Here is a 20,622-nt window from a genome sequence, read left to right on the forward strand (position 1 = left end):
GCCGTTAGGGAAACAGGCTCCTGGGTCAGGGGACCGGGACCGCAGCCGGTGCGGCCGCGGCGGCCGGGGCGGCACCTTGCGCGGCCTGCGCGATGGACGGGATCACCACACCCTTGAGCAGGTCGATGGCCTGTCCGGCGCCCAACTGGTTGGCCGCACTCATCAGGTCGCTGACGACTCCGCCCTTTTCCTCCGGCATGCCCATGCCCAGCGACGGGTCGCCGAGGATCGGGTAGGTGCCGTCCAGGCCCGGGTCCAGGCCCACCGGCGAGGTGAGCGGGTCACCGGAGCCCAGCAGACCGGTGTCCGGGCTGGTCAAGCCGGGACTGGTCAGCCCGGGGCTGGTCAGCGAAGAGTCGGACAGCGACGGCGTGGTCAGACCGGGTGAGGTCAGCCCGGGGGTGCCCAGCGACGGCGTGGTCAGGCCCGGCGTCGTCAAGCCCGAGGTGGTGGACACGCCCGGGGTGCCCAGCGGCGGCGTCGACAGTGACGGCGTCGTCAGTGAGGGGTCGGTGAGCCCCGGGGTGGTCAGGCCCGGCGTCAGGCCCGTGGGCGAGGTCAACCCCGGCGAGGCGGGGTACAGCCCCGGCGAGGTAAGCCCCGGTGAGGCGGGGTAGGCGCCGGGCATCGAACCCGTCCCGCCCCCGAAGCCCGGCACCGGCGGGAGGTTCACCCCGAACTGGGACAGCCCTTGGGTGAGGGCTGAGATGAGCTCATTGGGCAGGTCGGCCACCGACGCGGCCGCGACGAAGTCGCGCTGCTGCGGGGCGTCCTGGCGGGCGGCCAGCTCGGATACTGCGACAACTGCAAACGGACTCGCGACTGCCAGGGCGGCGACTGCGCTCATGGTGGTCGAGAGCCTGCGTCGACGTCGGTTCGGCACGGAAGTCTCCTCAATATGTTTTGCCCCTCGGTCCCGATCTCGCCGAGGACCCCCAGAGCGTTTACTGCCTACCGGATCGACGGTACGCGTGTGACTGATGTGAATAGAGTGACGAGATCGAATCGTGAGGAAACCGCGACCAACCCTTCGTCGGCGTCGCTATCCCGGCCGGGCGCCGAGATTGCACTGGTGCAGGGAATTCGCGCGTTTTGCCTGCGTGAGCGCAATCTCGCGGTGCCGGCGGCGCTGCGAGGGGCCGCCCGGTCGGCTGGACGGCGGAAGTGGCGGGGCGCCGACGCTGCTCACGGCCGCTGTTCAGATACCCTTGGCGCCGATGACTTCACCTGCTAGTCGCTACGACCTCTATGTTGTTGGTTCTGGATTCTTCGGCCTGACCATTGCCGAGCGCGCAGCCACGCAGCTCGGCAAGCGCGTCCTGGTCGTCGAAAAGCGCCACCATATCGGCGGCAACGCCTACTCCGAGGCCGAGCCGCAGACCGGCATCGAGGTCCACAAATACGGCGCGCACCTGTTCCATACCTCTAATAAGCGGGTCTGGGACTACGTGCGGCAGTTCACCGACTTCACCGGCTACCAGCACCGGGTCTTCGCCATGCACGACGGCCAGGCCTACCAGTTCCCGATGGGGCTGGGCCTGGTGTCGCAGTTCTTCGGCCGCTACTTCACCCCCGACGAGGCCAGGGCGCTGATCGCCGAGCAGGCCTCGGAGGTGGATACCAAGGAGGCCGCCAACTTCGAGGAGAAGGCGATCAGCTTGATCGGCCGCCCGCTCTACGAGGCGTTCGTCAAGCACTACACCGCCAAGCAGTGGGAGACCGACCCCACCGAGCTGCCGGCGTCCAACATCACCCGGCTGCCGGTGCGCTACACCTTCGACAACCGCTACTTCAACGACACCTACGAGGGACTGCCGGTCGACGGCTACACCGCGTGGCTGCAGAACATGGCGGCGCACGACAACATCGAAGTCCGGCTGGACACCGACTGGTTCGACGTCCGCGACGAGCTTCGGGCTGTCAGTCCGGATGCCCCGGTCATCTACACCGGGCCGCTGGACCGCTACTTCGACTACGCGCAGGGCCGGCTCGGTTGGCGCACCCTGGACTTCGAGCTCGAAGTGCTCGACACCGGTGACTTCCAGGGCACCCCGGTGATGAACTACAACGACGCCGACGTGCCCTACACCCGCATCCACGAGTTTCGGCACTTCCATCCGGAACGGTCCTACCCGACTGACAAGACGGTGATCATGCGCGAATACGGGCGATTCGCGCGCGACGACGACGAGCCGTACTACCCCATCAACACCCCCGACGACCGTGCCATGGTCGAGGCCTACCGCCGGCTGGCCAAGGCCGAGATGGAGTCGGCGAAGGTGCTTTTCGGCGGGCGGCTGGGCACCTATCAATATCTGGACATGCACATGGCCATCGCCAGTGCGCTGAGCATGTACGACAACGTCCTGGCGCCGTATCTGGCCGAGGGCGTTCCGCTGCACGAGAACAACAGGGAAAACAACCGATGACCAAGGCCAAGAGTTCGCGTGCGGTGAGCCGACTTTCGCGGATCATCCTGCCCCGCCACGGTGAGCCGCTGGACGTCCGCAAGCTCTACATCGAGGAGTCGGAGACCAACAACCGCCGGGCGCACCCGCTCACCCGCACCAGTCTGGAGATCGGCGAGGAGTCGGAGGTGTCGTTCGCGACGTACTTCAACGCCTTCCCGGCTTCCTACTGGCGCCGCTGGTCGATCCTCGAGTCGGTGGTGCTGCGCCTGGAACTGACCGGTTCCGGCCGTGTCGACGTCTACCGTTCCAAGGCCACCGGTGCGCGTATCGCGGTGGACGGCAAGCCTTTCGGATCCGTCGATGGCAGTGGCGCGCCGGCGATCATCGAGTTCGAGGTCGGCCTGCAGCCGTTCGAGGACGGCGGTTGGATCTGGTTCGACATCACCACCGACAGCGCGGTCACCCTGATCGGCGGGGGCTGGTACGCGCCGGTCGAGGCGCCCGGGCGCGCCGACGTCGCCGTCGGCATCCCGACCTTCAACCGGCCGGACGACTGCGTCAACGCGCTGGCCGCGCTCACCTCCGACCCGTGCGTCGACGAGGTGATCAGCGCGGTGATCGTCCCGGATCAGGGCACCCGCAAAGCGCGTGACCATCCGGGATTCCCGACGGCGGCCGCCGCGCTGGGTGACCGGCTGTCGATCCACGACCAGCCCAACCTCGGCGGCTCCGGCGGCTATAGCCGGGTGATGTACGAGGCGCTGAAAAACACCGGCTGTGAACAGATCCTGTTCATGGACGACGACATCCGCATCGAGCCGGACTCGATCCTGCGGGCACTCGCACTGAACCGGTTCGCCAAGACGCCCACCCTGGTGGGCGGGCACATGCTCAACCTGCAGGAGCCGTCGCACCTGCACATCATGGGCGAGGTCGTCGACCCGGGCGTGTTCATGTGGACGAACGCCCCGCACACCGAGTACGACCACAACTTCGCCACCGACTCGCTGGCCGAGACCCCCGAGCTGCACCGGCGCATCGACGTCGACTTCAACGGCTGGTGGATGTGCATGATCCCGCGGGCCGTCGCCGAAGAGGTCGGCCAGCCGGTGCCGTCGTTCATCAAGTGGGACGACGCCGAGTACGGGTTGCGAGCCGGCAAGCACGGCTACCCCACGGTCACCCTGCCCGGGGCGGCGATCTGGCACATGGCCTGGAGCGACAAGGACGACGCGATCGACTGGCAGGCCTACTTCCACCTGCGCAACCGGTTGATGGTGGCCGCACTGCACTGGGACGGCAACATCGCCGGCCTGATCCGCAGCCACCTCAAGGCCACGCTGAAACACCTTGCCTGCCTGGAGTATTCGACGGTCGCCGTGCAGAACAAGGCGCTCGACGATTTCATGGCCGGTCCCGAGCACATCTTCTCGATCCTGGAGTCGGCGCTGCCGGACATCCACGCGTTGCGCAAGACCTATCCCGACGCGGTAGTGCTGCCCGCGGCCAGCCAGCTGCCCGCCCCGTCGAAGCGCCGCAAGCCGATGCGCCCGCCGGTGCAACCGCTGTCGATCGGCTACCGGCTGGCCCGCGGCATCGCCCACAACCTCAAGGCCACCGCGCCCGAGCACCATCAGCGCCCGCAGCTCAACGTGCCCACCCAGGACGCCCGGTGGTTCCTGCTGTGCACCCAGGACGGCGTCACCGTGACCACCGCCGACGGCCGCGGCGTGGTCTACCGGCAGCGCGACCGGGAGAAGATGTTCACCTTGCTGCGCGAGTCGCTGCGCCGCCAGTACCAGCTGGGCCGCCGCTTCGACGACCTGCGCCGGGCCTACCGGCGGGCACTGCCCACACTGGCCAGCAAACAGCAGTGGGAGACAGTGCTGTTGGAGAACCATGACTGAACCGTTGGCCGGCCCCCCGCACGGCGAGAACGCGGTGCTCGTCGCCGTGCAGTCGGCGCTGACGGGCCGTACCGGGGTGCTGACCACCGCGCGTGCCATGTCGCACTTCGGTGAGCACAGCTTGGGCTGGCTGGCGGTGTCCGCGCTCGGTGCGCTGGCCCAGCCGCGGCGGCGCCGGGCCTGGCTGACCGCAGGGGCGGGGGCGTTCGTCGCGCATGCGACCGCCGTGGTGATCAAGCGGGTGGTCCGCCGGGAGCGCCCGCACCATCCGGCGATCGCGGTCAACGTGGCCACCCCGAGCCGGTTGAGTTTCCCCTCGGCACACGCCACCTCCACCACGGCGGCGGCGATCCTGCTGGGTCGGGCGGCCGGGCTGCCCACCAAGACACTGCCGTCGCTGCTCGTGCCGCCGATGGCGTTGTCCCGCATGGTGCTCGGCGTGCACTACCCCAGCGACGTGGCCACCGGCGTACTCGTCGGGGCCGCGGTCGCCGCGGCCGCGAGCCGCCTGGACAACTCTGGAGGCGCCGGATGAGTGCACACGTGGACGGCCGGGCGCCCGAGACCGGCCCGCCGGCGAACCTGGTCACCGGCATCATCAAAGCGATGCGGCCCCGCCAGTGGGTGAAGAACGTACTGGTGCTGGCCGCGCCGCTGGCCGCCCTCGGCGGCGACGTGCACTACGACTACGCCGACGTCGGCAGCAAGGCGTTGGTCGCCTTCGTGGCCTTCAGCCTGGCGGCCTCGGCGGTGTACCTGGTCAATGACGCCCAGGACGTCGAAGCCGACCGCGCGCACCCGACCAAGCGGTTCCGGCCGATCGCTGCCGGGGTGGTCCCGGTGGGACTGGCCTACGGCCTGGCGGCGCTGCTGGGGGTGGCGTCGCTGTTCATCTCGTGGTCGCTCAGCCTCAGCCTGGCGCTGGTGATGGCGGTCTATCTGGCCCTGCAGCTGGCCTACTGCTTTGGACTCAAACACCAAGCGGTGCTTGATATCTGCATCGTGTCGTCGGGCTTCCTGCTGCGGGCGATCGCCGGCGGCGCGGCCGCGAACATCTATCTGTCGCAATGGTTCCTGCTGGTGATGGCGTTCGGATCACTGTTCATGGTGGCCGGCAAGCGCTACGCCGAACTGCAGCTGGCCGAGCAGACCGGCGCCAAGATCCGCAAGTCGCTGGAGAGCTACACCGGTACCTACCTGCGCTTCGTGTGGACGGCCTCGGCCACCGCGATGCTGGTCTGCTACAGCCTGTTCGCCTTCGAGCGCGACAACGGTTCCGGCTCCTGGTACGCGGTGACGATCATCCCGATCATCGTCGCGATTCTGCGCTACGCGGTCGACGTCGACGGCGGCATGGCCGGAGAGCCCGAGGACATCCTGCGGCGCGACCGGGTGCTGCAGCTGATGGCTCTGCTCTGGATCGGAACCATCGGTGCTGCCGTCATTTTCGGGTAGCTCGGCCCGAAGGGCCGCAGAAGGCACAGCGCCGGACCCGCGGGTCCGGCCACTGGGCTGGCCGGCGGTCGCCTACAGCCCGTCGGTGCGACTGAGCTCGTGGGCCGCGGTGGCGATCGTGCTGCTGCTGTTCGGCATCGGGGCGTGGCGACGACGCTGGATCTCCGATGACGGTCTGATCGTGCTGCGCACCGTGCGGAACCTGCTGGCCGGAAACGGGCCGGTCTTCAACGCCGGTGAACGGGTGGAGGCCAACACCTCCACGGCCTGGACCTACCTGATGTACGTCGGCAGCTGGCTCGGCGGCCCGGTGCGCATGGAGTACGTGGCGCTGGCATTCGCGCTGGCGCTCAGCCTGGCCGGGGTGGCGCTGCTGATGCTGGGCACCACCCGGCTGTACGCCCCCGGCCTGCAGGGCCGGCGCGCGCTGCTACTGCCGGCCGGGGCACTGGTCTACATCGCGGTGCCGCCCGCTCGCGACTTCGCCACCTCCGGACTGGAGAGCGGCCTGGTGCTGGCCTATCTGGGCCTGCTGTGGTGGATGCTGGTCTGTTGGGCGCAGGCGCTGCGGATGCCCCGATCCCGTGCCCGCGGAACACGATTCACCGCCGCCCTGGCGTTCGTGGCCGGCTGCAGCGTGCTGGTCCGCCCCGAGCTGGCCCTGATCGGCGGCGGTGCGCTGATCATGCTGCTGATCGCGGCGCGGGACTGGCGGCCGCGGGCACTGATCCTGGTGGCCGGCGGCGCGCTGCCGGTGGCCTACCAGATCTTCCGGATGGGCTACTACGCGCTGCTGGTGCCCGGTACCGCGCTGGCCAAGGATGCCGCCGGCGACAAGTGGTCGCAGGGCATGATCTACCTGGCGAACTTCAACGCCCCCTACGCATTGTGGGTGCCCGCAGTGCTGTCGACAGCGCTGGGCGCGGCACTGTGGGTCGCTTCGGCGGTCCGGCACCGGCCCCGGCGCCCGGTGCCGCGCGGGGTCGGCCGGTGGGCGCGGCTGGTGCAGAGCCCCGGGGCGGTGGTCTGCTTCTTCGTGATCAGCGGTGTGCTGCAGGGCGCCTACTGGATCCGCCAGGGCGGCGATTTCATGCACGGCCGGGTGCTGCTGGCGCCGCTGTTCTGCATGCTGGCCCCGGTGGCCGTCGTCCCGGTGCTGTTGCCCGACGGCGCGCGTTTCCACCGCGAAGCCGGCTACCCGCTCAGCGGCGCGGTCGGTCTGCTGTGGCTGGCGGTGGCCGGCTGGGCGCTGTGGGCGGCCAACGCTCCCGGAATGGCCGATGACGCAACGCGGGTCACCTATTCCGGGATCGTCGACGAGCGCCGGTTCTATTCGCAGGCCACCGGCCACCCCCATCCGCTGACCGCCGCCGACTACCTGGGCTACCCGCGGATGCGCGCGGTGCTGAGCACGATCGCGGCCACCCCGGACGGGGCGCTGTTGCTGCCGTCGGGCAACTACGACCAGTGGGACGTCGTCCCGGTCATCCTGCCGGTGCCGCCGGGCATCGGCGTCCCGACCGATCCGGACCCGGGCGGGACCGGGCCGCACACCGTCTTCTTCACCAATCTGGGCATGCTGAGCATGAACACCGGCCTGGACGTCCGGTTGCTCGACCAGATCGGCTTGGCCAATCCGATTGCGGCGCACACCGAACGGCTTGAGCACGGCCGGATCGGCCACGACAAGGACCTGTTCCGGGACTGGGTGGTGGCCGACGGCCCGTGGGTCAAGTGGTATCCGCTGATCCCGGGCTACCTGGATCAGGACTGGATCGCTGAGGCCGAGGCCGCCTTGCGCTGCCCCGACACCGCGGCGGTGCTGGGTTCGGTGCGCGCGCCGATGGGCCCGCGCCGGTTCCTGTCCAACGTGTTGCATTCGCCTGGCTATACCCGGTACCGGATCGAGCGGGTGCCGCGCGATGAACTGGTCCGATGCGGCCTGGCCGTGCCCGAACCGACCCGCCCGCCTTATACCGGGATGCCGCCCGACGTACCGTGACGGGGCGGACTTGCGAACGTCCACGCCGAAAATGTGATGGACGTCATGTCTCGTGGCCGCAGCTACCGGCCACGTCCGGTCTTACCGGCTCGAATGGCCTCGTGAGCGCAGCGCACCGGTCGCGGGGAAATCCCTTGTCGGGCCGATTCGCCGGTGGCGAGGCACAACCGTAAGGGGTCGAGGTCAGGTTTCTGTGGTTGACTACACCGGCACTGCCGCGCTCGCGCGCGCAGATCTGGTCCGACTCGGGCCACCCAATGATGAGCATGGCAACAAGACGAATGAGGATGTCCAGGATGAAGCTGCTTGACAGGTTGATGGTCGCCGCCGCCGGCGCGGCCCTGCTGGCGGGGTTGGTCGGTGTCGTCGGCGGCACCCCGGAGGCGAACGCCTTCTCCCGGCCGGGTCTGCCGGTCGAGTACCTGCAGGTGCCCTCGGCGAGCATGGGCCGCGACATCAAGGTGCAGTTCCAGACCGGTGGGCAGGGCTCCCCGGGCCTGTACCTGCTCGACGGCATGCGCGCCCAGGACGACTTCAACGGCTGGGACATCAACACCCAGGCGTTCGAGTGGTACCTCAACTCGGGCATCTCGGTGATCATGCCGGTCGGTGGCCAGTCCAGCTTCTACAGCGACTGGTACAAGCCGGCCTGCGGCAAGGCGGGCTGCTCCACCTACAAGTGGGAGACCTTTCTGACCAGTGAGCTGCCGGCCTACCTGGCCTCGGAGTACGGCGTGAGCCAGACCAGCAACGCCGCGGTCGGCCTGTCGATGGCGGGCTCGTCGGCGATGACGCTGGCGATCTACCACCCGAACCAGTTCACCTACGCCGGTTCGCTGTCGGGTTACCTGAACCCGTCCACCGGTAAGGGCTGGATCGGACTGTCGATGGGTGACGCCGGCGGCTACAAGAAGAACGACATGTGGGGCGAGGACAGCGACCCGGCGTGGCTGCGCAACGACCCGACGGTCAACGTCGACAAGCTGGTCGCCAACAACACCCGGCTGTGGGTGTTCTGCGGCAACGGCAAGGCCAACGAGCTGGGCGGCGACAACATCCCGGCCGTCTTCCTGGAGCAGAACTTCATGATCGGTGCGAACAAGAAGTTCCAGGAGCTCTACACCGCGGCCGGCGGCAGCAACGCGATCTTCAACTTCCCGGCCTACGGCACGCACTCCTGGGAGTACTGGGGCCAGCAGCTGCAGGCGATGAAGCCCGACCTGCAGAGCCACCTGGGCGCGTCGCCGACGACCGAGAGCGCTCCGGCCGAGTAGTCCCGCGCTACGCATAAGCACCGCCGACGGCGGCGACCCCTTCGGGTCGCCGCCGTCGGTAGTTTCCGGCCCTGACCGCCGTCGTCGTGTGGTTGACTACCTTCGGCGGATCGCCGGCGCGCGAGCCAGCAGGCGATGATCGCCACGAAATCTGTACCGACGAGCGAGGTGGGTATGAGCGGACTGTCGAAGTTGCTGCGGACGCTGGGCGTGGCCGTGCTGGCGCTGGGCCTGTGGGGCGGCGGCGTGATGGTCGGCGCGGGCGCGCATGCCGCACAGTTCGAGAACCTGATGGTGCCGTCACCGTCGATGGGCCGCGACATCCCGGTGGCATTCCTCAACCAGGGACCGCACGCGGTCTACCTGCTCGACGCCTTCGACGCCCACCCCGACCTGAGCAACTGGGTGACCGCGGGCAACGCGATGAACACGTTGGCCGGCAAGGGCGTCTCGGTGGTCGCGCCGGCCGGCGGGGCCTACAGCATGTACACCAACTGGGAGCAGGACGGCAGTAAGCAGTGGGACACCTTCTTGTCCACCGAGCTGCCGGACTGGCTGGCCGCCAACCGGGGATTGGCGCCGGGCGGTCACGCCGTGGTCGGCGCGGCCCAGGGTGGCTACGGCGCACTGGCGCTGGCCACCTTCCACCCCGACCGGTTCGGCTTCGCCGGCTCGATGTCGGGCTTCCTCGGGCCGTCGCACACCACCGAGAGCGGTGTGATCAGCGCCGGCCTGCAGAACTTCGGCGGGGTCGACCCGTACGGCATGTGGGGTGCGCCCCAGCTGGGCCGCTGGAAGTGGCACGACCCGACGGTGCACGCCACCCTGCTGGCGCAGAACAACACCCGGGTCTGGATCTACAACCCGATGGGCGGCGCGTCCAACCCGGCGGCGATGATCGGCGACCCGGCCGAGGCGCACGGCTCCGGCCGGTTCTTCAACATGCAGTACCGCCAGGTGCACGGCCACAACGGGCATTTCGACTTCTCCGCCGGTGACAACGGCTGGGGGTCATGGGCCTCGCAGCTGGGCGCGATGTCCGGCGACATCGTCGGCGCGATCCGCTAGAGCGGCGCCAGCCGGTCGACGCGGGATCGCGCTAAGGCGCAGCGATGCGCTAGAGCGGCGCCAGCCGGTCGACGCGGGATCGCGCTAAGGCGCAGCGATCCGCTCACTCGCGTTGACTGTGCGTCCACGGCGGGAAGGGTCGAGTAGGGACCGCCCTGGACGCACAGTCAATGAGCCTTATCGCTGATCTGTACCGTTATAGGCGCTATGGCCAACAAGAAGCCCGCGAAATCTCCTCGCAAATCTCCTCGGAAATCCCCGTCGAAATCGGTGCGCGACCGTCGCCGCCTGCTGGCGTGGGTGGCCGCCGGTGCGATGGCCCTGGCGGTGGCGCTGGTCGCGGTGGTGTTGGTGATCTGGATTCGGCACCCAAGCTCCCCGCCGATCGCGGAGCCGCCGTCCGCGGGCGTCCCGCCGAGCGGCTCGGTGCCGCCGCGGGTCAAGAAGCCGCGTCCGGCTTATCAGGACGCCAACTGCCCGGACGTGCAACTGGTCTCGGTGCCCGGCACTTGGGAGACCTCGCCCACCGACGACCCGCTGAGCCCCACCCAGTTCCCGCGGGCGCTGCTGCTCACCGTCACCCGCCCGATCGCCGAGCAGTTCGACGCGTCCCGGGTGCAGACCTACACGGTTCCCTACACCGCGCAGTTCCACAATCCTTTGTCGGCCGACAAGCAGATGAGCTACAACGACAGCCGGGCCGAGGGCACCCGCGCGACCGTCAAGGCGATGACGGAGATGAACGAGAGGTGCCCGCTGACCAGCTACGTGCTGATCGGCTTCTCGCAGGGCGCGGTGATCGCCGGTGATGTCGCCAGCGATATCGGCAACTGGCGCGGCCCGGTCGACGAGGACCTGGTGCTGGGCGTGACGCTGATCGCCGACGGCCGCCGTCAGGAGGGCCCCGGCGGCGGGATCGATGTGCCGCCGACCCCTCCGGGGCAGGGCGCCGAGGTGACCCTGCACGAGCTGCCGATCCTGTCCGGGATGGGGCTGACCATGACCGGCGCCCGGGACGGCGGTTTCGGTGACCTCGACCAGCGCACCTACGAGATCTGCGCACGCGGGGATCTGATCTGCGCCGCCCCGCAAGAGGCGTTCAGCATCGGCAAGCTGCCCGCCACCCTGGAGACGCTGGCCGGCGGCGCCGGTCAGCCGGTGCACGCGCTGTACGGCACCACCGACGTGTGGAGCTCCGACGGACAGCCCGCCACCGAGTGGACCCTGAACTGGGCGCGCGGCCTGATCGACAACGCGCCGCATCCGCCACACGGGTGATGCCGCATCGTGACCCGCGTGATCGAGCGATGGCCCTCACACGCGGTACCGTTTGATTTGGCACGAGCCGCACCGACCTCTAACATTAAGAAGAATTTAAGAGCATGGCGCCCACGGCCGCGGGGCCCAATAGCGCGCGTCGAGGGGCATCGGAATCCCGCTAGCATCTGTAAGGTCCCGGGTCCCGCACGACAGGTCACAGCAGGTGACCGGCCGCGCCCGGCAGCCGACTGAACGCACGTTCGCGACAGGAGATTTTGCATGGCCCCGGCACCACAGGCCGCATACCACAACCCGTTCGTCAAGGACGGCAAGATCCGGTTCCCGGACAACGCCAACCTTGTGCGGACCGTCGAGCGCTGGGCGGCGCTGCGCGGCCCGAAGGTGGCCTACCGCTTCCTGGACTTCTCCACCGAGCGGGACGGCGTCGCCCGCGAGCTCTCCTGGGCGGAGTTCGGCGCCCGCAACCGCGCGGTGGCGGCGCGGCTGCAGCAGGTCACCCAGCCCGGCGACCGGGTGGCGATCCTGTGCGGGCAGAACCTGGACTACCTGGTGTCGTTCTTCGGGATCCTGTACTCCGGGCGCATCGCGGTGCCGCTGTTCGACCCGGGCGAGCCCGGCCACGTGGGCCGGCTGCACGCGGTGCTCGACGACTGCACCCCGTCGGCGGTGCTGACCACCACCGATTCCGCCGAGGGGGTGCGCAAGTTCTTCCGCAGCCGTCCGGCCAACGCCCGGCCGCGCGTCATCGCGGTCGACGCGGTGCCCGCCGAGGTGGGATCGACCTGGGTGATGCCCGAGTACGAACGGGACACCATCGCCTACCTGCAGTACACCTCCGGCTCCACCCGCACCCCGACCGGCGTGCAGATCACCCAACTGAACCTGCCCACCAACGTCGTCCAGTTGCTGGATTCCCTCAAGGGCCGCGAAGGCGACCGGGGCGTCAGCTGGCTGCCGTTCTTCCACGACATGGGCCTGGTCACCATCCTGCTGTCCAGCGTGCTCGGTCAGCAGTTCACCTTCATGAGTCCGGCGGCCTTCGTGCGCCGGCCGCACCGGTGGATCCGCGAGCTGGCCCGCAAGGAGGGCGAGACCGGCGAGGTCTACTCGGCGGCGCCCAACTTCGCCTTCGAGCACGCCGCAGCCCGCGGCCTGCCCAAAGAAGGCGACCCGCCGCTGGACCTCAGCAACGTCAAGGCGATCCTCAACGGCAGCGAGCCGGTCTCGGCGGCGTCGCTGCGCAAGTTCAACGAGGCGTTCGGTCCGTACGGCTTCCGGGAAGAAGCGATCAAGCCGTCCTACGGGCTGGCCGAAGCCACCCTGTTCGTCTCCACCACCCCGCCCGACGAGGGCCCGCGGATCATTTACGTCGACCGCGAGGAGCTCAACAACGGCAACCGGTTCGTCGAGGTCCCCGAGGACGCCCCGAACGCGGTCGCCCAGGCCTCGGCCGGCCGGGTCAGCGTCGACCAGTGGACGGTGATCGTCGACTACGACACCGCCACCGAGCTGCCCGACGGTCAGATCGGCGAGATCTGGCTGCAGGGCAACAACATGGGCAGCGGCTACTGGAACCGCGAGCAGGAGACCATCGACACCTTCAAGAACGTGCTGAAGGCGCGAAACAGCCCGTCGCGGGCCGAGGGCGCCGATGAGAACGGCTTCTGGGTGCGCACCGGCGACTACGGCGCCTACTACCAGGACGAGCTCTACATCACCGGCCGGGTGAAGGACCTGGTGATCATCGACGGCCGCAACCACTATCCGCAGGACCTGGAGTACTCCGCGCAGGAGGCCAGCCGGGCGCTGCGCACCGGCTACGTCGCGGCGTTCTCGGTGCCGGCCAACCAGCTGCCGGCCGAGGCGTTCGACAACCCGCACTCCGGGCTGAAGTTCGACGCCGAGGACAGCTCCGAACAGCTGGTGATCGTCGCCGAGCGCGCCCCGGGCGCCCACAAGCTGGACCACCAGCCGATCGCCGACGACATCCGCGCGGCGATCGCGGTGCGCCACGGGGTGACCGTGCGTGACGTGCTGCTGGTGTCGGCGGGGTCGGTGCCGCGCACCTCCAGCGGCAAGATCGGCCGGCGTGCCTGCCGGGCCGCCTACCTGGACGGCAGCCTGCGCGGCGGCACCACCGCCCCGAACTCCTTCCCCGACCAGGCCTGAGTCCCATGAGTGAGGCACCGCAGATGACCGGCGATGACGCAACCCTGCGCGGCACCAGCCGCACCGACCTGTCCGTCGCCGACATGCGGGCCTGGCTGCGCAACTGGGTGGCCAACGCCACCGCGCAGTCGCCGGAGAAGATCAACGAGACCGCCCCGCTGATCGAACTGGGGCTGTCCTCGCGGGACGCGGTGGCGATGGCCTCCGACATCGAGGACTTCACCGGCGTGACGCTGTCGGCCACGGTGGCGTTCCGCCACCCGACCATCGAGGCGCTGGCCACGGTGATCATCGAGGGCGAGCCCGTGGTGGTCGATCATTCCGGCGACGAGGACTGGTCGCGCGCGGTCGATGTCGACGACATCGCCGTGGTCGGTCTGGCCACCCGCTTCCCGGGCGACATGAACTCCCCCGAGGAGACCTGGGAGAAGCTGCTGGCCGGGTTCGACGCGATCACCGACCTGCCCGAGGGCCGCTGGAGCGAGTTCCTGGAGGAGCCGCGGATCGCCGAGCGGGTCGCCAAGGCCCGCACCCGCGGCGGATACCTCTCCGACATCAAGGGTTTCGACGCCGAGTTCTTCGCGCTGTCGAAGATGGAAGCCGAGAACATCGACCCGCAGCAGCGGATGGCGCTCGAATTGACTTGGGAGGCACTGGAACACGCCCGCATCCCAGCGTCGGCGCTGCGCGGTGAAGCGGTCGGGGTCTACATGGGCTCGTCCAACGCCGACTACCAGAACCTGGCGCTGTCCGACCCGAGCATCACCCACCCGTATGCCATCACCGGTAACTCCAGCTCGATCATCGCCAACCGGGTGAGCTACTTCTACGACTTCCGCGGACCGTCGGTGACCGTGGATACCGCGTGCTCGTCGTCGCTAGTGGCGGTGCACCAGGGCGTGCAGGCGCTGCGCAACCGCGAGGCCGACGTGGCCGTGGCCGGCGGCGTGAACGCGCTGGTCACCCCGCTGGTCACGGTCGGCTTCGACGAGGTCGGCGGCGTGCTGGCCGCCGACGGGCGGATCAAGTCGTTCTCGTCGGACGCCGACGGCTACTCGCGCGCCGAAGGCGGCGGCGTGCTGGTGCTCAAGCGGGTCGACGACGCCCGCCGCGACGGCGACCAGATCCTCGCGGTGATCGCCGGTTCCGCGGTCAACCACGACGGCCGATCCAACGGGCTGTTGGCGCCCAACCCGGATGCGCAGGAGGCCGTGCTGCGCAAGGCCTACAAGAACGCCGGCATCGACCCGCGCACCATCGACTACATCGAGGCGCACGGCACCGGCACCATCCTGGGCGACCCGATCGAGGCCGAGGCGCTGGGCCGGGTGGTCGGCCGCGGCCGTGCCGCCGACAAGCCCGCCCTGCTGGGCGCGGTGAAATCCAATGTGGGCCACCTGGAGTCGGCGGCCGGGGCGGCCAGCCTGGCCAAGATCGTGCTCGCGCTCCAGCACGACAAGATCCCGCCGTCGATCAACTACGCCGGGCCCAACCCCTACATCGACTTCAACGCCGCCCATCTGCAGGTCGCCGATACCGTCACCGACTGGCCGCGCTACGGCGGCTACGCAGTGGCCGGGGTGTCCGGCTTCGGCTTCGGTGGCGCGAACGCCCACCTGGTGGTGCGCGAGGTGCTGCCGCGCGACGTGGTGGAAAAGGAAGTCGCCACGGAGCCCGAAGAGCCTGTTGCCGCTGAGGATCCGGCACTCGAGCACGAGGCCCCCCGGTTCGACGAGTACGGCGAGTTCATTCACGACGAACCGGCCGCGGCCGACGACGAGGAGTACCCGCTGCCCGGGCTGACCGAGGAGGCGGTGCGCCTCCGCGACGCCGCACTGGCCGAGCTGGCCGCCCGCGAGCCCTTCAAACCGCTGATCCCGCTGGCGATCTCAGCATTTTTGACCTCCCGCAAGAAGGCCGCCGCCGCCGAACTGGCCGACTGGATCGACAGCGAGGAAGGCCGGGCCACTCCGCTGGAGTCGATCGGCCGGGCGTTGTCGCGGCGCAACCACGGACGTTCACGTGCGGTGGTGCTGGCCCGGGATCACGACGAGGCCATCGCCGGTCTGCGCGCGGTCGCCGAGGGCAAATCCAAACCCACCGTCTACTCCGTCGACGGGCCGGTGACCAACGGGTCGGTGTGGGTGCTGGCCGGATTCGGTGCGCAGCACCGCAAGATGGGCAAAGAGCTGTATCTGCGGGACCCGATCTTCGCCGAGTGGATCGAAAAGGTCGACGCGCTGATCCAAGACGAACGCGGCATCTCGATTCTGGAGATGATCCTCGACGACGCGGTGGACTACACCGGCGACACCGTCGAGTACCCGATCGAAGCGGTCCAGCTGGTGATCTTCGCGATCCAGATCGCGCTCGGCGAACTGCTCCGCGCGCACGGTGCCACGCCGGCGGCGATGATCGGCCAGTCGCTCGGCGAGCCGGGCGCCGCCTACTTCGCCGGGGGCCTGTCGCTGCGCGACACCGTCCGGATCATCGTGCCGCGCGCCCGGTTGATGGGCGAGGGCGAGGCGATGCTGTTCGGCGAGTACATCCGGCTGATGGCGCTGGTCGAGTACTCCGCCGAGGAGATCAAGACCGTCTTCGCCGACTTCCCCGACCTCGAGGTCTGCGTCTACGCCGCACCGACTCAAACCGTGATCGGCGGGCCGCCCGAACAGGTCGACGCGATCATCGCCCGCGCCGAGGCCGAGGGCCGCTTCGCCCGCAAGTTCCAGACCAAGGGCGCCAGCCACACCGCCCAGATGGACCCGCTGCTGGGCGAATTCACCGCCGATCTGCAGGGCATCGAGCCGAAGCCGCTGGCCTGCGGCTACTTCTCCACCGTGCACGAGGGCAGCTACATCCGTCCGGGCGCTGAGCCGATCCACGACGTCGACTACTGGAAGAAGGGTCTGCGTCACTCGGTGTACTTCACCCACGGGGTGCGCAACGCCGTCGACAACGGCTACACCACTTTCCTGGAGCTGGCGCCCAACCCGGTGGCGCTGATGCAGGTGGGGCTGACCACCGCCGACGCCGGCCTGCCCGACGCACAGCTGATCGCCACGCTGGCCCGCAAGGCCGACGAAGTCGACTCGATGACGATGGCGATGGCCCAGCTCTACGTCCACGGCCACGACCTGGACATCCGCACACTGTTCCCGCGGCACGCCCAGGGCCCGGTGGGGCCCGAGGAGTTCGCGAACATTCCGCCGACCCGGTTCAAGCGCAAGCCGTACTGGCTCGACGCGCACTTCTCCGGCGACGCCACCGGTGTCATGCCCGGCTCCCACATCTCGACACCGGACGGCCGGCACGTCTTCGAGTACGCCGCCCGCGGATCAGAGGTGGATCTGGCGGCACTGGTGAAATCGGCTGCGGCGGCGGTGCTTCCGGATGCCACGCTGGCGGCCTCCGAGCAGCGCGCGGTGCCGGCCGAGGGTTCTCGGTTGGTGACGACGCTGACCCGGCACCCGGGTGGGGCGGCCGTGCAGGTGCACTCCCGCATCGGCGAGTCGTTCACGCTGGTCTACGACGCCCTGGTGTCGCGCGGCGGCGCCGCGGGGGTGTTGCCGATGGCGGTCGGTGCCGGCACCGCGGTGACGGCTGCCGATACCGTTGCGGCGCCGGCTGAGCCGGAGGTCGACGACGCAGCGATTCTGCACGACAACCTCACCGCGGGAGCGGGACTGGCGGCCGGCTTCGCCAAGTGGTCACCGGATTCGGGCGAGACCATCGCCGACCGGCTGGGTGCGATCGTCGGCGGCGCAATGGGTTACGAGCCCGAGGACCTGCCCTGGGAGGTGCCGCTGATCGAGCTGGGCCTGGATTCGCTGATGGCCGTGCGGATCAAGAACCGGGTCGAATACGACTTCGACATGCCGCCGATCCAGCTGACCGCGGTTCGCGACGCCAACCTCTACAACGTCGCGGAGATGATCAAGTACGCGGTCGAGCACCGCGACGAGGTCCAGGCGCTGCATGAACACCAGAAGACCCTGACGCCCGAGGAGATCGCCGCCGAGCAGGCTGCGCTCATTTCCGGCGCCACGGCGTCCAGCGTGACCGCGCCGGCACCGGACCCGCAGGCCGAGCCGGAGACCCAGGCGCCGCCGGCCTCGGACATCCCGGTCCCGCCGCCGCCGACCGACCCGTCGGGGCCGGGTGCCAACCAGACCGGCGTGGCCAAGGCGACGGCTGCCGCCGCGGCCGCCAAGGTGCTGACCCAGGAGGCGGTGACCGAGGCGCTGGGCGCTGACGTGCCGCCGCGCGATGCCGCCGAGCGGGTCACGTTCGCGACCTGGGCGATCATCACCGGCAAGTCGCCGGGCGGCATCTTCAACGAGCTACCCGCACTCGACCAGGCAGCGGCCGAGCAGATGGCCGCGCGGCTGTCCGAACGGGCCGAGGGCATCATCACCGTCGATGACGTCATGTCGGCGACCACCATCGAGGGCCTGGCGACCGTCGTCCGCGACCAGCTCGAAGAGGGTGTGGTGGACGGTTTCGTCCGCACCCTGCGGGCACCTAAAGAGGGCTCGAAAGCCGTACCGCTGTTCGTGTTCCACCCGGCGGGCGGCTCGACCGTGGTCTACGAACCGCTGATGAAGCGCCTGCCCGCCGACACTCCGGTGTACGGCATCGAGCGGGTGGAGGGCTCCATCGAGGAGCGTGCCGCCGAGTACGTGCCCAAGCTGCTGGAGATGCACGACGGTCCGTTCGCGCTGGCCGGTTGGTCACTGGGTGGCGCGCTGGCCTACGCCTGCGCGATCGGGCTCACCCGCGCCGGCGCCGACGTCCGTTACGTCGGCCTGATCGACCTGGTGCTTCCCGGCGAGCCGATCGACCAGAGCAAGGAGGGGATGCGCGCACGCTGGGACCGCTACGCCCGGTTCGCCGAGCGCACCTTCAACGTCGAGGTTCCCGAAATCCCCTACGAGGAGCTAGAGAAGCTCGACGATGAGGGCCAGGTGAAGTTCGTGCTGGAGGTCGTCGCGCAGAGCGGTGTGCAGATCCCGGGCGGCATCATCGAGCACCAGCGCACGTCGTACCTGGACAACCGCGCCCTGGACACCATCGAGATCCAGCCGTATGACGGGCACGTCACGTTGTACATGGCCGACCGCTACCACGACGACGCGATCGTGTTCGAGCCCGCGTACGCGACCCGCAAGCCTGACGGCGGCTGGGGCGAATACATCTCCGATCTGGAGATCGTGCCGATCGGGGGCGAGCACATCCAGGCCATCGATGAGCCGTACATTGCCAAAGTGGGCGCCCATATGAGCGAGGCGCTCGACCGCATCGAAGGAGAGCAGTGACCACCGAGCTCCCGCTTCCGAAGTCGAAGACCACCGCCGAGCTGCTCGCCGAACTGCGCGAAAAGCTCGAGCTGGCAAAGGAACCCGGCGGTGAGAAGGCCGTCGCCAAGCGGGCGAAGAAGGGCATTCCCAGCGCCCGCGACCGCATCCACGCGCTGCTGGACCCGGGCACCTTCCTGGAGATCGGGGCGCTGTGCAAGACCCCCGGCGACCCGGATGCGCTCTACGGCGACGGTGTGGTGACCGGGCACGGCCGGATCAACGGCCGACCGGTCGGGGTGTTCAGCCACGACCAGACGGTGTTTCAGGGCTCGGTCGGGGAGATGTTCGGCCGCAAGGTGGCCAAGCTGATGGAGTGGGTGGCGATGGTGGGCTGCCCGATCATCGGCATCAACGACTCCGCCGGGGCCCGCATCCAGGACGCGGTCACGTCGCTGGCCTGGTACGCCGAGTTGGGCCGGCGCCACGAGATGCTGCGCGGCCTGGTACCCGAGATCTCCATCATTTTGGGCAAATGTGCTGGGGGAGCGGTGTATTCGCCGATCCAGACCGACCTTCTGGTGGCGGTGCGCGACCAGGGCTACATGTTCATCACCGGACCCGACGTCATCAAGGACGTCACCGGTGAGGACGTGTCGTTCGACGAGCTGGGCGGCGCCGATGCGCAGGCGCAGCGCGGCAACATCCACAAGGTGGTCGCGGACGAGGCCGAGGCGTTCCAGTACGTGCGCGACTACCTGTCGTTCCTGCCGGCCAACCACTTCGACGACGCGCCGGTGGTCAACCCCGGTCTGGAGCCGGAGATCACCCCGCACGACCTGGAGCTGGACGCGATCGTGCCGGACGCGGACAACACCGCCTACGACATGCACGAGATCCTGCTGCGGATGTTCGACGACGGCGACGTCTTCGAGATCTCCGAACAGCGCGGGCAGGCGATGATCACCGCGTTCGCCCGGGTCGACGGACATCCGGTCGGGGTGATCGCCAACCAGCCGATGTTCATGTCCGGGGCCGTGGACACCGAGGCCTCCGACAAGGCGGCCAGCTTCATCCGGTTCTGCGACTCGTTCAACCTGCCGCTGGTGTTCGTCGTCGACACCCCCGGCGCCATGCCCGGGGTCTCGGAGGAGAAGAACGGAATCATCAAGCGCGGCGGCCGGTTCTTCAACGCGATCGTCGAGGCCGACGTGCCCAAGGTGACCTTCATCATCCGCAAGGCCTACGGCGGCGGGTATGCGGTGATGGGCTCCAAGCAGCTCTCCGCCGACCTCAACTTCGCCTGGCCGACGGCCCGCATCGCGGTGATCGGTGCCGACGGCGCCGCCCAGCTGCTGGTGAAGCGCTTCCCGGATCCGACCGCGCCCGAGGTGCAGAAGATCAAGGCGGACTTCATCGCCGGCTACAACGAGAACATGGCGATTCCGTGGACCGCGGCCGAGCGCGGTTACATCGATGCGGTGATCCAGCCGCACGAGACCCGGCTGCTGCTGCGTAAGTCGCTGCGGCTGCTGCGCGACAAGCAGAACTTCCCCAAGGTGCAGCGCAAGCACGGGCTGCTGCCGATCTAGGGCGTTCTGCTTTACCTGCTTTAAGTTAACGCTCAGAACAATCGTCGGCTGTCGTGGAAGCCTGTTCATCACTGCAGGTCACTCCGGGGCTCACGGCCCTGCGAAGCTTAATTTGACATAACAGAATGTGATTGACATCATCCATTTCGACGGCGGCCCGCTCACG

Annotated in this window: 12 protein-coding genes; 11 read left to right on the top strand and 1 reads right to left on the bottom strand. The window is 68.9% G+C overall.

Translation table 11 applies throughout. The annotated features are described in order from the left end of the window. Nucleotides 1-25: 25 nt before the first annotated feature. Nucleotides 26-883 carry a hypothetical protein gene (locus tag AC5Y31_RS17075; RefSeq protein WP_065025133.1) on the bottom strand — a complete coding sequence of 286 codons (858 nt, stop codon included), beginning with the start codon at nucleotides 881-883 and terminating at the stop codon, nucleotides 26-28. A 325-nt stretch (nucleotides 884-1,208) separates the two neighbouring features. Between AC5Y31_RS17075 and glf the strand changes: the two genes are divergently transcribed. The 11 genes from glf (at nucleotide 1,209) to AC5Y31_RS17130 (ending at nucleotide 20,456) form a co-directional block, all read left to right on the top strand. Next, nucleotides 1,209-2,429, top strand: coding sequence for a UDP-galactopyranose mutase (gene glf, locus AC5Y31_RS17080; protein WP_499981791.1), 1,221 nt, complete (start codon nucleotides 1,209-1,211; stop codon nucleotides 2,427-2,429). Further along, the gene (locus tag AC5Y31_RS17085; protein ID WP_065025135.1) at nucleotides 2,426-4,318 is read left to right on the top strand and encodes a glycosyltransferase; all 1,893 of its coding nucleotides are present in this window, start codon (nucleotides 2,426-2,428) and stop codon (nucleotides 4,316-4,318) included. The genes glf and AC5Y31_RS17085 overlap by 4 nt, the downstream gene beginning before the upstream one ends. Next, on the top strand, nucleotides 4,311-4,853 hold the full coding sequence (locus AC5Y31_RS17090) for a phosphatase PAP2 family protein (RefSeq protein WP_499981737.1): 543 nt from the start codon (nucleotides 4,311-4,313) through the stop codon (nucleotides 4,851-4,853). Before AC5Y31_RS17085 ends, AC5Y31_RS17090 begins: the two co-directional genes overlap by 8 nt. Continuing rightward, a complete protein-coding gene (locus AC5Y31_RS17095) occupies nucleotides 4,850-5,773 on the top strand; it encodes a decaprenyl-phosphate phosphoribosyltransferase (RefSeq protein WP_065023033.1) in 924 nt (307 codons plus the stop codon). The genes AC5Y31_RS17090 and AC5Y31_RS17095 overlap by 4 nt, the downstream gene beginning before the upstream one ends. Then, nucleotides 5,751-7,775, top strand: a complete 2,025-nt coding sequence (gene aftB, locus AC5Y31_RS17100) for a terminal beta-(1->2)-arabinofuranosyltransferase (protein WP_499981738.1) — start codon at nucleotides 5,751-5,753, stop codon at nucleotides 7,773-7,775. The genes AC5Y31_RS17095 and aftB overlap by 23 nt, the downstream gene beginning before the upstream one ends. A 296-nt stretch (nucleotides 7,776-8,071) precedes the next feature. After that, complete coding sequence (locus AC5Y31_RS17105) at nucleotides 8,072-9,049, top strand: esterase family protein (protein WP_109470661.1); 978 nt, start codon at nucleotides 8,072-8,074, stop codon at nucleotides 9,047-9,049. A gap of 174 nt (nucleotides 9,050-9,223) precedes the next feature. Further along, nucleotides 9,224-10,117, top strand: a complete 894-nt coding sequence (locus AC5Y31_RS17110) for an alpha/beta hydrolase-fold protein (protein WP_065023035.1) — start codon at nucleotides 9,224-9,226, stop codon at nucleotides 10,115-10,117. A gap of 207 nt (nucleotides 10,118-10,324) precedes the next feature. Continuing rightward, nucleotides 10,325-11,395, top strand: coding sequence for a carboxylesterase Culp6 (culp6, locus tag AC5Y31_RS17115; protein ID WP_499981740.1), 1,071 nt, complete (start codon nucleotides 10,325-10,327; stop codon nucleotides 11,393-11,395). Between the two features lie 261 nt (nucleotides 11,396-11,656). Further along, nucleotides 11,657-13,567: a long-chain-fatty-acid--AMP ligase FadD32 gene (gene fadD32 / locus AC5Y31_RS17120; protein WP_499981741.1), complete on the top strand. Its 1,911-nt coding sequence runs from the start codon at nucleotides 11,657-11,659 to the stop codon at nucleotides 13,565-13,567. A gap of 23 nt (nucleotides 13,568-13,590) precedes the next feature. After that, nucleotides 13,591-18,885 (top strand): polyketide synthase Pks13, encoded by a 5,295-nt coding sequence (gene pks13, locus AC5Y31_RS17125; protein WP_499981793.1) that lies wholly within the window; start codon nucleotides 13,591-13,593, stop codon nucleotides 18,883-18,885. Further along, nucleotides 18,882-20,456, top strand: a complete 1,575-nt coding sequence (locus tag AC5Y31_RS17130) for an acyl-CoA carboxylase subunit beta (protein ID WP_065024141.1) — start codon at nucleotides 18,882-18,884, stop codon at nucleotides 20,454-20,456. Before pks13 ends, AC5Y31_RS17130 begins: the two co-directional genes overlap by 4 nt. The last annotated feature ends 166 nt before the right edge of the window (nucleotides 20,457-20,622 follow it).

The organism is Mycobacterium sp. NGS18, from assembly GCF_059813185.1.

Coding starts and splice junctions, on each gene's coding strand:
- AC5Y31_RS17085 (WP_065025135.1), top strand. CDS start 2,426: ATGACCAAGGCCAAGAGTTCGCGTGCGGTGAGCCGACTTTCGCGGATC.
- AC5Y31_RS17090 (WP_499981737.1), top strand. CDS start 4,311: ATGACTGAACCGTTGGCCGGCCCCCCGCACGGCGAGAACGCGGTGCTC.
- AC5Y31_RS17095 (WP_065023033.1), top strand. CDS start 4,850: ATGAGTGCACACGTGGACGGCCGGGCGCCCGAGACCGGCCCGCCGGCG.
- AC5Y31_RS17105 (WP_109470661.1), top strand. CDS start 8,072: ATGAAGCTGCTTGACAGGTTGATGGTCGCCGCCGCCGGCGCGGCCCTG.
- AC5Y31_RS17110 (WP_065023035.1), top strand. CDS start 9,224: ATGAGCGGACTGTCGAAGTTGCTGCGGACGCTGGGCGTGGCCGTGCTG.
- culp6 (WP_499981740.1), top strand. CDS start 10,325: ATGGCCAACAAGAAGCCCGCGAAATCTCCTCGCAAATCTCCTCGGAAA.
- fadD32 (WP_499981741.1), top strand. CDS start 11,657: ATGGCCCCGGCACCACAGGCCGCATACCACAACCCGTTCGTCAAGGAC.
- pks13 (WP_499981793.1), top strand. CDS start 13,591: ATGACCGGCGATGACGCAACCCTGCGCGGCACCAGCCGCACCGACCTG.